The following is a 15,639-nucleotide window of genomic DNA, read 5'->3' on the forward strand; positions in this document are numbered from 1 at the left end:
ATGAGTACGATGAGCGCCATTGCTGTCATGGATGGCATGAAAACTCGTAGCGAAGCGGGTGAATACAGACTAGAGCGTTTTATATTTAATTGCACCTAGCTACTTATACTGGTTATTGTAATAGCCGTAAATTATCAAGCTTGCATCAATTGCTTTCAAAAATGGTTCGGGTACAGTTACAGAATTTAAACTTTTAAAAGACTCATTAATATATTTATGTATATAGTTGAAAAAATTATTAATTTCTTGGTGTGTAAATTCTGATTTAAATACTTTGCTCTGGATTTTAGGTATATCTGATTCATCTTCAAATACTTTATATAGGCGATAATATATCCAGCTTTTAGAATCAAAAATATGCAATAAATAGAAAAACTTTCCTATTGTTTTATTAATGGTTATTAATAATGGAAAACTAAAAGAGCCTTTGGAACTATCAAATGAATCACTGCTATTTCCAAAAAGCCAAGTTAAGGTGATAAATGACTGTACTAGGTTAAAAATGTCTTGGTTTTTATTTTCAGACAAGTAAATATTGTTGTAAAATGAATCTTCATCTTTAATAAAAAAACTATTTTTTTGAAGCTTTCTGTATTCATAATCATCCAATCTCCACAATTCATATTTAATTGCTTCTAATTCAAACTCGAATTTGATTCACTCTTTAATTTGCCTAACTACTTGCTTCATAGGTTTTGAATCAATTTAGTCGGAGTATATAGTATTAGTGTACTATAAATACGGTGTAAATTTATTTTTTCGGCATAACTAATGAAAATTCCGTTAACGGCACTTGCCACTGCTTTAGAAATCGTTTATTTCAGAGAGAATGGTAGTATTTGAAAGTATTTATTGTGGCGTTTAAGATGGCAATAGAAATTTATCCATCATCCTTTCGTTGTGATTGTGGACATGAATCGTATTTTTTTGAAAATACGGTTAGGGATATGGAGAAATTGAGTGCAACCAAACGAGTCACTTTAAGCGACACAGCAGATAACAAACACACAATTGTTTTTTCTAAAGGCAAGGCGATAGAAATTATTTGCCCCAAGTTAGGAAACTGTAAAATAACCGACTCACACTAAGTGTTTTAGTGGAAAAGTAAACTACTCCAATCTACACGCTCAACAACCAACCGCACCCCAATGATCAACAAGCGTCAAGATAACGTTGTTTAGAAATTACCCCATCCACGCCACCCAATCGGGAACCTGTGCCACCAACTGCCCAAACAACTGCGGCTGTTGCTCATCAATCGCCATCATCACCCCCCATCTCTCATCACTGCTGAGGGTACTGAGGAACTCTTTGAGCGATTTCACCCCATACGTTACCCGTTCCAAAGCAAGCGTTGCATAATATTTTACCTGCCCCCACCAAGAATCACAGGGGTTTTCCTGTCCGTCCATACCCCCAATTATTATCTCCAATTACAATAGTGGGGGCGTGGACACAGCATCAATGCCATACATAGCCTGCATCCTAGCCGCATACGCCGCCTGAGCCTCTCGTTCCTCCTGTCGCCTCCGAGAAATTGCTGGTTGTTTTGGAGTCTGAATATAGAGAAAATAACTTCAATATGGTGAATTATTGATTGAGAATACCTAAATGATTTAATACGTACATGACAGCAGCGAGGCGAGTTTGAACACCAAACTTCTCATAAACGTGTTCTAAATGTTTCATGACGGTGCGATCGCTCATTCCCAACTGCTTTGCAACCTCGCGTGTACTTAAATCTTTTGCTACCCAAAACAATACCTCTGCTTCCCGTTTAGTTAGTCCCAACATTTGCAGTGTGTCAACTGAAAACTGCTTTGGTTGAGTTTCTTCTAACAATAAATAAACCTGTTCCAATTCTGGATTGTAATTCAAACGAATCATTAACCTTTGTCCCTTTGATTCTAAGTACAGAGGACAAGGAGGAGTAAAAGGTTTTGTTGATTGGACTAACTCGAATATTTGATGATTTACCCATCTTTGCAAAATAGCAGGCAAAAAAACTGTTGTACTCGATAGCTGAAAGTAGCGTTGTAGTATCTCCTGGGCTTTTTGAGTCATCCACTTTAGGCTACCATCAACAGATATTAAAATGAGTGCTACTTGCTCAGTTGCTTGTTGCTGTTGAACTAGTTGTTGTTGTAACTGGTTAAAGGTGACTCTATTTTCGTATGCCTGTTTTATTTGAGGACGAATCAGATTTAGAATCAGGCGATCGCGCTCTGTAAAGTTACGTCGATCACGGTTGATAGATATGATGAACTGGTCTTGCCCTTGATGAAATGGATCAGCATTTCCTATGAAAGGAACATCAAATTGAATCATCATCTGATCTTCCAAGCTAAATTTTTGAAAAAAATCTGTATACAGAGGGCAATGGCAATGAAATAGTGATTCTGTGAAAAAGTCGGAAATTGCTAGCGCTTGCCTATCCATTGTTTGAGCATAATGCTGGGCAACTGGATGAGCAAAAAAATTATGGGGTTGAGATATGAATAATTCGGCTGCCATACCTACTTCGGGAATAGGAAATGTATATACCCGTGGCAAGAAGGGCTTATTGGGAAGAGTGAAACTGGTTATGCTAAATATTTCTGCATCTAATAACTTAGATAAATCTGCTAACAATTTTATAGGAAATTTATCAAAACTACAAGGTATGTAAAGAGATTGTAAAAACTCAAGTATACGTTGCCAATCAGCTTGAGTCAGGGTTTCCATGTCTTGTTATAAGTGAATGGTTACTGCTTCATATTTAACTACGTAAATTAGCGTATTGTTTTCGTAAAAAAGATTTGTAATTCTACTATTAGTGTTTTTTTTAAAGAAAATATACACAACCGATAAAAGAAATTAAAGATTTGATAAAGCAACAGCTATTAATTGCAATAAAATAAACTTATGTCGATTAAACGAAGAAATGCCCTCATTATTCTGGCAAGTAATCTTGGTTATTGGATTTTAGGAACACAAAAATCTTTAGCTCAATCATTACCAAGCGTTGATTTACCTTTGAAGCCAATCAAGCCTACAAATCCGCCTATAAATATTGATTTATCTTTATTTCAAATTAAAGGGATTGACTTCCTTTGTGTAGAACCTAGTTTCAGTTCAACTCGCTTAAGGTTCAGTATTAGTCGTGCTTTTGATATTCCACTGAATGTTCAAATTGAAACATCTTCTACAGCTTTTGTTATCAATCCTAGAAATACTTTTACTATTCCTGCGGGGGCAACAATTTTTGAGATATCTCTAGCTACTTTAGGTATTGAACGAGGAAGGAGTATTAGAGGTGGAAGTCTAAGAATTTTAGTTAGCTCTAACAGATTTACTCAAGAGAAAATAGTTAATATTTTTGTTAAACAAGTAAGGGGTGAGTGGAAAAATGGAGGAAATCTCGAACTTGTAGGAACTCATATTGCTATGATGCCTAATGGCCAAGTGCTTTTCTTTGGTTATAACAGCAAAGGGAAACATTACGACAAAGAAGGTCAATACCAATTATGGAGTTCAGAAACTCGTCGTCCCAATGGCAGTAGCGTTAAGCTTTTGAATTGGAATCCTTTTTGTGCAGGTCATAGCTTTCTCGGTGATGGAAGATTATTCATAGCAGGAGGATACAAATCTGGAGATCCCTTGCGAAACTCAGCAGCAGATAAAGTTCGCACAGTCTCTATATCTAATGAAGGTAGTAGACCGACTGTTAGATGGGATGAAAGTTATGAAAAGATGGAGGATAAGCGATGGTACCCTACTTGCATAACACTCGCTAACGGAAATAGTCTAATAATTGGAGGTAGCGCTCCCAGCCCATTTAGTGATTGGACTGATACTAATGAAGATATTGAATTTTTTGATGTTAGACAAAATCGTCTAATTCAAAAAAGAGAAACTAGACAAGACTATCCAAGAGATGAAAAGTTCCGTCGTCCATCTGGAGATAGAAGACAAATTATAGAGAATGGTCGTCGTTTAGCAGGTTTATATTCTCTAACCCATTTGTTACCTAGTACTCCAGAAGATAATGCTCCAAATGGATTGTTATTTGTACTAACAGAAATGTTTGCTCGTGTTTACAACCCAAATAGTAATACAATTATTGGATTAAAAATTGATGTTGGAGGTTTTCGTACTTGGTGGACTCAAGGTTCATCGGTTTTACTACCGCTAAATATTGATATTGAAGGAAATGGCCCATCTCAAGTACGTATTATAGTCTTTGGGGGTGGGTCAACAGGTACAAAAGACAAAAATCAAAATGCGATTGATTCAGCGAGCATTTTTCTCTATGAAATTGCTACAAAAAGTTTAAGAATTGAGGGAACTATTCCTTTAAGAAAACCTAGATTTATGGGAGATTCTATACTTTTACCAGATGGAAATATTTTGCTAGTTGGAGGAGCTAGTAAAGGATATGCTAATGAAAATAGCGAAGGTATAGTCTCAGCAGAGCTAATAACACCTTTTGCTGGTTCAGGTCTAGGTACTGCTAGAACTTTAGCTTCAGCTAGTATTACACGGGGATATCATGCTAGTGCAGTTCTTTCTCCAGATGGAGCCGTTATCGTAGGTGGTGGTACTTGTGGATGGAAAGGTGGAGTAACCAGTGAGCCAACTTGCGAACAATTTAGCGTGGAAGTTTTTGAGCCGCCATATTTTAGTTGTGGTTCTCGTCCCAGAATTGTATCAGCACCAGAGCGTTTAACTTACGGCGAGTCTTTTGAGGTCGAAAGCCAAGGAACTAATATTAGAGAACAAATAATTCTAATTCGTTGTGGTTCTAGAACACATTCCCTTGACACTGATCAAAGAATGCTTAGGCTTCAAGCAAGACGACGTAGAGATATTCCTTGGATACTTCAAGCAAGAATGCCCAGAAATAAAACTTACGCCCCTCCAGGCCCGTACATGATGTTTCTGTTGCGAGACGATGAGCATGGAGTACCTTCAACTGCAAAGTTTGTTCAAATTAGCTGATGCAAGAGGCATTAGCTCATTACTTAAAGATTAACTTTGAAAAATGAAAAAAATCTTGATTCTCTCTGCTAATCCCAAAAATACGGACAAATTACGCCTTGATGAAGAGGTACGGGAGATTCAAGCTGCATTAGAGCAATCGAAAAATCGTGACCAGTTTCAACTCATTACTCGTTGGGCTGTGCGAGTGGACGATCTACAGCCAATCCTCCTAGATCACACACCCCAAGTGGTGCATTTTTCAGGACATGGCACTGGAAGTTATGGGTTAGCGTTAGAGAATGAGTTGGGAGAGACGCAGCTTGTCAGTTCAGAAGCACTGGCGGGTCTATTCCGCTTGTTTAAAGATGAGATTGAGTGTGTATTTCTGAATGCCTGTTACTCTGAAGCTCAGGCAAAAGCCATTCATCAATATGTCGATTGTGTGTTGGGAATGAATAAGGAAATCGGGGATAAGGCTGCAATCAAATTTGCACGAGGGTTTTATCGAGCCTTGGGATCAGCAAAATCTTACAAGGAATCCTTTGAATTTGGTAAAAATGCTATCGACTTACAATCCATTCCTGAATCTTCAACACCAATGCTAAAGCACCGATCACGTCGCCAGCCTCGAAAAGCTCTTACAAAAAGTAAAAGTGCATCACCATCAGAGATAGAGTTTAAGGTGGGTGATTCAGTAACGATGGCAACTTCCCATACCACTGCACGAGTTTTCATCAGTTACCGCTCTCAAGAACCAGACCGGAGTTTGGCGCAACAGTTCCATAAAACACTTGAAGCAGCAGGACATCAGGCATTTATGGCAGGGGAGAGTATTCGCTTAGGTGAAACCTGGCCACAACGCATAGATGCGGAACTGAAACAGTGTGACTATTTCTTGCTGTTGCTATCCGAACTATCAGCAGTTAGTGAAATGGTGACAGAGGAGGTGCGACGAGCAAAGCTATGGCGCGATCAAAGGATTGATAAACGCCCCATCATCTTACCGATCCGTGTGAATTTTCCACTAAATTCACCCTTAAATTATGACCTACGGGGCTACTTACAGCAGATTCAGCAACGAGAGTGGGCATCTCCTGAAGATACACCCTCACTGGTGCGGGAAGTATTAAGTGTAATTGGTGAGAGGGGTCAATGGGCTATCAACAACGAAGAACTCCTAGACTTACCAGTTTCTACACGATTTGAAGACAATCCCGACTATTTACCCTTACCGATAGCGTCACCAGAGTTGTACCGAGAACCGGGGGGAGCAGTACCACTAAGTTCAGGATTGTATATTGAGCGATCGCCTATTGAAACAGACTGTTATCAGGAAATAATGCAACCAGGGGCTTTAATTCGGATTAAAGCCCCGCGCCAGATGGGGAAGACTTCATTGATGGCGAGGATTCTAGATCATGCCAGAAGCCAGGGTTGCGAAACGATTCCGTTGAGCTTTCAGCGAGCAGATAGTAAGCTGTTCACAGATTTGGATCAGTTTTTGCGCTGGTTTTGTGAGCAGATAGGGCGGCGGTTAAAGCGATGGCATCGGTTGGCAGATTATTGGCAGGGATACGGCAGCATGGATAAGTGTAATGCCTATCTGGAGGAATGTATTTTAGAGGAAATTGATCACCCGATTGTCCTGGGACTGGATGAAGTAGATCGAGTGTTTCCCCACCGCGAAGTTGCCGATGATTTTTTTGGTTTGTTGCGATCATGGTATGAATCAGCACGATATGGAGATGCAAGTAGTGAACTGTGGGAAAAGTTACGACTGGTGGTGGTTCATTCTACTGAAGTTTATGTGCCTTTAAATATCAATCAATCGCCGTTCAATGTGGGTAAGAATGTGGAATTACCAGAATTTAGTCCCAAACAAGTACAGGACTTGGCGCAGCGATATGATTTGGCTGGGAATAGTGATTTGGTTGCTCAGATAGTGGCATTAGTGGGCGGACATCCCTATTTAAATCGGAAGGCGTTGTATCATTTGCGTCGCAATGATGTGACGTTGGAACAGCTCGTTTTGAATGCACACACGGAAGCAGGAATTTATATCGACCATTTGCGCCGCCATTTGTTGAATTTACAGCAGTATCCCAAGCTGGTAGAAGCAATGCGTCAGGTAGTGATGAAAAATCGACCAGTAGAACTGGATTCAGAAGCGGCATTTAAGTTAGAGAGTATGGGATTGGTGCGTTTGCAACGGAATGATGCAACCGTGCGCTCTAATCTCTATCGTTCCTATTTTCAAGATCATTTACAAGAGTAAATTAATTGTTCATTATAAATCCCCGTGCATTTATTTGTGAAAATTATCTTTTGACTTTTTACTTCTTAAAAAGATGAGCATGACATCGGAGCCGACGTATAAATATAAAGTGGGCGGGGGACTGGAAAGCCATGCACCTAGCTATGTGATGCGTCAGGCTGACCAGGAATTTTATGCTGCTCTGAAAGCGAGTGAGTTTTGCTATGTTTTCAATTCCCGCCAAATGGGCAAATCCAGTTTGCAGAACCGTGCCGCGCAACGACTGCGGGCAGAAGGAATTGCCTGTGGGATAGTCAACCTGAATCAGTTAGATACTCACAATGCTGCTACTGGCGGATGGTATCAAGGTATTGTTGGGCGATTGAGAAGTAGCTTGGGAATTAAAATTCGACATCGTGAATGGTGGCATGAACGGGAAGATATACCCCCTGTTCAACGCTTTGTAGAATTTTTGGAAACGGTGCTGTTAGTCGAGATATCACAACCGATTGTCATTTTCTTTGACGAGATCGATAGTGTCTTGAAATTCGACTTTAAGGATGATTTTTTTGCGTTGATTCGAGCTTGTTATGAGCAGAGATCGCAACAAACTGAGTACAATCGTTTGACCTTTGCTTTGCTAGGAACAACAACACCTTCTGATCTGATTCAAGATAAAAGTCGCACACCTTTTAATATTGGTCGAGCGATCGATTTGGGAGGCTTCCAACTTCAAGAAGTGCAGCCATTAATGCCAGGATTAGTCAATCATGCCGATAATCCTGAAGCTGTATTAAGTGCCATTTTATTTTGGACAGGTGGACAACCGTTTCTCACCCAAAAGTTGTGCCAGATGATTCTTGATGCTCAACTGCAAATTGTTGTAGGTCATGAAGCCGAAACAATTAGGCAATTGGTGCAATCGCGTATCCTGGAGAACTGGGAGGCTCAAGATAACCCAGAGCATTTGAGGACGATTCGCGATCGCATTCTCCGAGGAGCAGAACAATACAAAGGTCGATTACTGAGTCTCTATCAGCAGTGTCTGCAACAGCAAGAAATCGCCACCAATGACAGTCCAGAACAAATGTATCTACGATTAACTGGACTTGTGGTTAAGCGAGATAACAAACTTACTGTCTTCAACCGCATCTATGGGGCAGTTTTTGATCTGGCTTGGGTAGAGCGATCGCTGGCTGAGTTGCGCCCTTATGCTGAAGCTCTGAGTATTTGGGTGACGAGTGATCGCCAAGATGAATCGCGGTTACTGCGGGGACAAGCCCTACAGGACGCTCAATCGTGGGCAGAAGGCAAAAGCCTCAGTGATTTGGACTATCAGTTTTTAGCAGCGAGTGAAGCAGTTTCTAAGCGAGAAATTCAACAGCAGTTGCAGGTAGAGGAAGAAGCGAAACAGGTATTGTCCGCAGCTAATCGTCAAGCCCGCCGTCAGATTACTATTGGTTCTGTTATCCTGGGAATTACCTTATTGGGTGCTATTGCTGCATCAATATATGCTGGACATCAGCAATCAGAAGCACAAAAAGCCTTGACTGAAAAAGAAACAGCAATTAAATCACGAAACGATGCAGTTGAAGCACAAAATAATGCAATTAAATCACGAAACGATGCAGTTGAAGCACAGAATAATGCGATTAAATCACGAAACGATGCAATTAAAGAACGGAATAATGCAATTAAATCACAAAACAACGCAGTTAAAGAACGGAATAAAGCATTAGGCGAGCGTGATCAATTTCAAAAAGAAGCCAAAGAAGCACAAGAAAAATTCCAGATTGCGAGAAAGAACTATTTATTCGCTAATCAACAGTTGGTAAAAGCCAAGGCGGATTTAACAAAGGCTGAAAACGATCAAAAAACTGCGGTATTACAAACAACTCAGGCAAATGAGCGACTAAAAAATGCAGAAGCTCGTTTAGAGAAAGCTGAGTTAGCCGTGCGGAAAGCTGAGTTAGCGTTGCGGCAAACTGAGCAATATGCAGAACTAAAATTAGATAGCCTCCGTGTTAGACAAACACTAGAACAAACTTCTGAAGTCTATTTAGATACTCTGATAGCGGCTCTGCATCATGGAAAAAGAATGCAAGCTTTGCTACTAAATATTTCTAATACTGGTGATTTATCTCATATTCCACAGAATTTACAGATAGCATTAGACCGCATCCGTCAACGTAATATAGTATCCGCCCATACCGCAGTCAGAAACGGCAGCTTTAGTCTAGATGGAAAACTTTTCACAGTTGTAGACATTGATGGAAATATTTATCTTTGGCACAAATCAGGTCAACCACTGGGGAAATGGTTCATCCCCAACTCGACTACTGCCAAAATTGCACCGGATGGGGAACATCTTGCTGCATTTGGCTTAGATGGTAAAGTTCATTTGTGGCATCGTTATCAATCAAAACAAATACTAGCTCAATGGCAAGTGTTCAATCCCAAGCGGAAAACAACAAAATTATCTGATAATTCCATCAACTTTAGTCCCACTGAGAAACTGATTGCAACCGCCGATTTTGATCACCAAGTTCGATTATGGGACTGGTCAGGACGGCAAATCATGCAATTCGCACATGAAGAGGCTGTTGGCAGTGTTTCTTTTAGTCCCGATGGCAAGTATATTTTAGTGGTTGCAAATTCCGGACGTGTTTTCCTGTGGAATTTGACCACAAAACAAAGACTTAAATTAACAGATGAATCAACCGGCTTGGCAATTTTTAGTCCAGATAGCCAAAAAGTAGCTACCTCCAAAGGTGATGAAGTTGCTAGTATCTGGGATCTTGCCGGCAAGAAAATTCAAGAAATTCGTGGTGTGCAGCAATGGGTGGGAAGTATGAGTTTTAGCCCAGATGGCAAACGTTTAATGACAGGTCAATTAAATGCCCATGTTTGGGATATCTCTACATCTACACCTTTTCTCATATCTACCGTTGACCCACCCAATCGGTTTGGTTTAAGTGGGAATATTGTTTTTAGTCCCGATAGTCAGGAAATGCTGACAATACACTACAATGGCTCTATTCGATGGTGGAATATTGAGCCACGAGAAACTAGTCTTTTGAGGGGTTCATATGCTTTAACAGATATTGCTATTAACGCCACTGGAAATCAGATTGCCATAGCAGAGACTGATGCCATTCGGCTGAGGAATTATCCATCTGGACGAGTAATTGGTGAGTTGATGAGAGGTGGTTGGGAATTAACATTTGCAGTCGTAAATTTTAGTGCAGATGGACGCTATCTCATAGGTGCTTTACGGGATGATCCTGTTCGTATCTGGGATATACAGACGCGCAAAGAACTATTAGCGCCACATAGGCTTTTTGGTCAAGGTGTTGAAGGTGTTATTAGCCCCAATGGCAAGTTAATTGCCACGGCTGCTCAGGATGGAGCAAGAATTTGGGATTTTACTTCTAGACGTGAGCTGGCTTTCTTACCACATTCCGGGGGAGTTTATCGTCTGAGTTTTAGCCCTGATGGACAAATGTTGGCAACTGGTAGCGCAACTGGTAAAGTCCACCTCTGGAATCTTTCTGGTAAGATGCTCGATAGTTGGCAAGCTCATCAAGCAGGAATTGTGCGAGTTAGGTTTAGCCCTAATGGAAAGTGGTTAGCAACTGCTGGACAAGATGGGAAAGTTGGTCTTTGGAATTTTTATACACAGAAGCAACCGAAAACGATTCTTTCAGGACACATCGAACGCGTTTTGGGTCTTGCCTTTAGCCCAGACGGTAAGTTTTTAGCTGGTGGAGGCGAGGATCAACGCATTGGCATTTGGGATGTTTCTTCAGGAGAGCTAGTAACATATTTTTATCCCAGTCGTTACCATCCCCAGAAAAATCATAAAATCACAGGTTTAATTTTTACACCCGACGGCAATCTCGCAAGTGTGGGAGAAGATGGTGAACTCCTATTATGGGATTTTCAGAAGTGGCAAACTGAATATGGTGATCTGGATAAGCTTTTAAACAGAGGGTGTAATTTTCTGAAAGACTATCTCGCTAATAATCCTAACGTCAGCGAGAGCGATCGCCAGCTTTGTCAGCAAAAAAAGTAAAAACTAAATAAATGTCGAAGCCAGGAAGCTACCCTCCTGACTCGGCTACAAAACCGTGCATGAGTTAGGGTACTAGAGTTAAGACTAAGTTAGTCAATAACCCTACTACCTGTATGACGATTGCATATTTGAGAAAAATCAACCACAACAAAGAACATTGCCCTAACCCTTCACCCCAGCCACTCCACCCAATCAGGAGCCGCCGCCGTCAATTGTTCAAAGATTACAGGCGCTTGCTCATCAATTGCCATCATCACGCCCCAACGCTCGTCACTATTGAGGGTGGAGAGGAACTGTTTGACTGCATCAACCCCACGGCTTACCCGTTCCATTGCAAGAGTTGCATAATATTTTACCTGCCCCCACCAAAAATCACAGGGATTTTCCTGTCCGTCCAGACCCCCGCAATTATTATTCCCAATTACATTAGCAGGGGGGGGTGGACACGGCATCAATGCCATACATAGCCTGCATCCTAGCCGCATAAGCCGCTTGCGCTACCCGTTCCTCCTGTCGATCACTCTGGTTTGTTTACGCAAGCCTTAAGTTGAAATTAACTTGCTAAACTTGCCTTGTGTAAGTAAGAGAAACTAAGCAAACTGTGTCTGTGTGGCAATTCTAGGAAAATCGGGGTAATGTCGAACTCTAGTTATATATTCTGTACCTCACATTTTGATAGGTTTAAAACCCAACATTAAGCTAGTGACAAGCTGAAGCTTATTTTTTAGGCTCAAAATAACTGTTGTAAATCTTTAGTTTTGCAAGTGCGGAGGTATGTGAACATCATGGGAACTTTTAGGGAACTTTTGGGGATTGCAGATATTGGGGATTGGTGAAAGACTAGTGCTGATGCAGCATTTGTTAATGATTAAATATCTAAAAGCACAAAGTTAAGGTTAAACGTCAGCAAATATTTCTCTTTATTAGTAGTTAAATAATCGTTAATAATTGCTGGAATTAAAGATAGGTAAGCTATAGGGAGTTTTAAAATAAAAATTTTATATTTGCTTAAGCTTAACTACTATCGTAAATTTACTGATGCTGCTAATATACGGTCAAATGCTGTTTCGAGAATTTGTACAAGTAACATCAATAAAATTAGCCGCTACTTACATTAGTAGTGCGTAAGTTTTAAGAAGCATAAAACTGCTACTTGCACTTTGTGTTGCTTAAATACAAGTCAAGTATTGGTAGATTTGATTAACCTAAAAAAGAAATATTCATGGAGTAAGAAAATTAGTATAACTTTAGATATTTGTAAATATCAATTTCTACTAAAACACTAGTAGCAGTACAGGATATCCACAGTATCTAAAAAAGCATTATTCATACATCTAAACTTAATAGTTTAGATTTAGTAAGTTAATTTTTGGCAGGATAATTAATATGTTTAATGAAATTTCTCGGCGGCAATTTGTAAAACTTTCAGGCGGTTTTGTAGTGGGAGCCACAGCAGCAGGAAGCACTCCTTTGATAAATGTTCTTACTGCTAATGCTCAAAACAGTGAGGTATCATCTATAGATTATTCAACAATTCCTGAGTGGGTACCAAAAGATACTGGCTACCATACAGGAGAAATGGTTAAATACCAAGGTAATATCTTTAGAGCTAGTTACTGGGCGGGTAAAGAGCCTGGAGTAGACCCTGGATGGACACTCTATGATGAGTTGTATAATGAAACAACTACAAATCAAACTGAACAGGCAAAAGTTATTGCTTATATTCCTACCTGGAGAAAGCAAGAAGGATTTAATTATAGTAATGCAGAAATATATCAAAGTATTACTCATGGAATCATCTCTTTCCTAATGTTTAGTGAGACTAATCTTGGTGAATTTGAAGCTAACTCACTTAATGATGTTAATGCAATAATTAACGATGTTATTAATACAGGACATCAACAAGGAACTTATATATTAATTGCATTGGGTGGTGCAACTGACTATGGTTTTCTAAATTTGATGACAGCTATAGGTAACAACACTACATCTCCACTTCTTGATAAAGCAGTAGAAAACGTAAAAACTTTTGTGGAATCAAATGGTCTAGATGGTGTTGACCTTGATTTAGAGTGTTGGTGGGATAAGAATAGTGATGCTAGTAAGGATCAAGGAGGTAGGCAAAAAAGTGATGGGGCGCATCCAGCTGGATATGCCTTAACTTTATTTGCTCAGAAGTTGAAAGAAGCTATGCCAGGTAAACTTATTTCAGCAGCTGTCTTTGCTACTTCATGGTATGGAAATAATTATGATCCAAAAATAGCAGATTATTTAGACTGGATTGGGGTAATGACCTATGACTTGACTGGTTCTTGGAACCAATCTCCTGTAGGCCCCCATACAGCATTACGTAAAATTCGCAACCAAGAAGCATACGCACAAGAACAGCAAGGTTCATGGCCCATCAGTGGACAAGGGGCTACTAGTGGCTCAGATCCCATGATAGATAATCCCATTTTGTCAGTTGAAGATGCTCTGTGGTATTGGTCAAATCCATTTTTTATGAACTGGCAAGGCTCTGGACAAAAAATACCCAGAAATAAAATAGCAGCAGGAGTCCCTAACTATGGATATGACTTTGCCTATAAAAAAGATCCAGATCCCCTAAGTGGTCAAGTACCTCCGGGATATAAAGTCATTAGATATAAAGATATCTTGGGACAATTCCCTAATGCCAATACTGCCGCCAATGCCAACATTAAGATTTCTGGCAGTACACCTAGACCTTCTTTCATATCTGCTTCAGGCAACTATCCTTATGCTCATAATATTTACTTTGAAACTCCAGAAACTGCATCTGTCAAATTGAATTTTTTAAAACAAGTAGGAGCGCAAGGGGTAATTATTTGGGAAATTTCTAATGAGCTTTGGGAAGAGGGAAAAAGTATTATTCAAGGACTTTACAAAAACTCAGGTAATCCTCAAGTAAGACCGTCAATATCTTCGAGTCCATCATTACCATCAGGGTCAAAACAAATATTTCCTAAAGAGTTGATGGGAATTTTTCCTAATGAATGGTTTATTGATACAAGACTTAGTAGTACAAAAAGTGTAAAATCTCTTGCCCAAAATTCAATCCCTAGCCTTTTAGTTACTAAAACGAATATAGCAATCACTGGAACTCCATCGGTTGCTATATATAATGACAAGCTTTTTTGCGTCTACGAAGGAGCAGGAGAAGATGGTTGGCTTTGGTTTTGTATCTTTGATGGTACTAACTGGTCTGATCCACAAAAATTACCGAATCATGGAACATCTGGACCTCCAGCTATTGCTGTATATAATGACAAGCTTTTTTGTATTCATGAAGGCGGACGAGGAGATGGTTGGCTTTGGTTTTGTATCTTTGATGGTACTAACTGGTCTGAGGATCAAAGACTACCAAATCATGGAACATCATCAAGGCAACCTGGTATTCCACCTGCTGCTTTAGTAGTTTATAAGAACCAACTCTATTGTATTCATGAGGGAGCAGGAGAAGATGGTTGGCTTTGGTTTTGTATCTTTGATGGTACTAACTGGTCTGAAGACCGAAGGTTAGAGTTGAATGGTAGTGGAGTTGGTACATCTGGTGCGCCAGGAGTAGCAGTAATAAATGATAAGTTATACTGTTGCCATGAAGGACGAGAAGAAAATGGTTTACTATATCACAGTTCTTGGGACGGGGAAAATGATTGGCTGCTGGGAACAGATTTTGCATTAGAGGGGAATAAAAATGAAACATCGGGCCCTCCTGGTATAGTAGTGCGTAATGGCAAAGCTTACTTCATGCATCAGGGGAAAGGGAAAAATGGTAAGCTTTATTCTTTTTCTAACCAGTCTTATGATAGTTATGAATTATACGATAGCTCATCATCCACAACTATTGGAATCTCTCGCTCTCCTGCTCTAGTAGAATATAAGGACAAGATATTGGCTCTTTTTGAAGATAGCCAAGAAAATGGTTCTTTGTGCGTATTAAAGGCAGAATTGCCAGAAGAGATCCAGGAGTTTAATCTTCTTTTATCACCAGAACGTTCCTCAGCTCCTTACTTAAGCCTCCCTCGCTACAATACAGCATTAAATACTAGTGGTAGCAATCCTAATAATTATCCAGTTGAAGTTATGCGGCATCACATTGTTCCGCATAATAGGCTTGTTGCTTTTTGGAATCAAATGGTCACAAGAGGTGAATTAATTAGTGTTGGGAGGGGATTGTTACAAATTATTGAAAACAATATTGGGCAATATAGTATTAGGACTTACGCATTGACAAAAAATTTCATTCATGTGTACTAAGCAACACAAGTATGGGTAAGATTTTCTACAATGTAATCACGCAAAACTAAAGTGAATAAGTTCCTTTGCA

Annotated in this window: 8 protein-coding genes; 4 read left to right on the forward strand and 4 right to left on the reverse strand. The window is 39.8% G+C overall.

Annotated elements, in window-relative coordinates:
• Positions 1–99: 99 nt before the first annotated feature.
• The 3 genes from H6G14_RS30565 to H6G14_RS30575 all read right to left on the reverse strand — a co-directional run bounded on the left by H6G14_RS30565 (position 100) and on the right by H6G14_RS30575 (position 2,724).
• Entirely contained in the window at positions 100–609 is a 510-nt protein-coding gene (locus H6G14_RS30565) for a hypothetical protein (RefSeq protein WP_190572434.1), read from the reverse strand.
• A gap of 575 nt (positions 610–1,184) precedes the next feature.
• Complete coding sequence (locus H6G14_RS30570) at positions 1,185–1,412, reverse strand: hypothetical protein (RefSeq protein ID WP_190572436.1); 228 nt, start codon at positions 1,410–1,412, stop codon at positions 1,185–1,187.
• Positions 1,413–1,590: 178 nt separating this feature from the next.
• Positions 1,591–2,724, reverse strand: a complete 1,134-nt coding sequence (locus tag H6G14_RS30575; protein ID WP_190572438.1) for a helix-turn-helix transcriptional regulator — start codon at positions 2,722–2,724, stop codon at positions 1,591–1,593.
• 180 nt (positions 2,725–2,904) lie between these two features.
• Here H6G14_RS30575 and H6G14_RS30580 point away from each other — a divergent pair, with 180 nt between their 5' ends.
• From H6G14_RS30580 to H6G14_RS30590, 3 genes are all read left to right on the forward strand, one after another.
• Entirely contained in the window at positions 2,905–4,980 is a 2,076-nt protein-coding gene (locus H6G14_RS30580; protein WP_190572440.1) for a galactose oxidase-like domain-containing protein, read from the forward strand.
• 43 nt (positions 4,981–5,023) lie between these two features.
• A complete protein-coding gene (locus H6G14_RS30585) occupies positions 5,024–7,237 on the forward strand; it encodes an AAA-like domain-containing protein (RefSeq protein WP_190572441.1) in 2,214 nt (737 codons plus the stop codon).
• A 73-nt stretch (positions 7,238–7,310) separates the two neighbouring features.
• On the forward strand, positions 7,311–11,291 hold the full coding sequence (locus H6G14_RS30590) for an AAA-like domain-containing protein (RefSeq protein WP_190572442.1): 3,981 nt from the start codon (positions 7,311–7,313) through the stop codon (positions 11,289–11,291).
• A 170-nt stretch (positions 11,292–11,461) separates the two neighbouring features.
• Here H6G14_RS30590 and H6G14_RS30595 read toward each other — a convergent pair whose 3' ends face one another.
• A complete protein-coding gene (locus H6G14_RS30595; RefSeq protein ID WP_242054156.1) occupies positions 11,462–11,752 on the reverse strand; it encodes a hypothetical protein in 291 nt (96 codons plus the stop codon).
• A gap of 925 nt (positions 11,753–12,677) precedes the next feature.
• Here H6G14_RS30595 and H6G14_RS30600 point away from each other — a divergent pair.
• A complete protein-coding gene (locus H6G14_RS30600) occupies positions 12,678–15,569 on the forward strand; it encodes a glycosyl hydrolase family 18 protein (RefSeq protein WP_190572443.1) in 2,892 nt (963 codons plus the stop codon).
• Positions 15,570–15,639: the final 70 nt, after the last annotated feature.

It is taken from the genome of Nostoc parmelioides FACHB-3921, assembly GCF_014696625.1.
Lineage (GTDB): Bacteria > Cyanobacteriota > Cyanobacteriia > Cyanobacteriales > Nostocaceae > Trichormus > Trichormus parmelioides.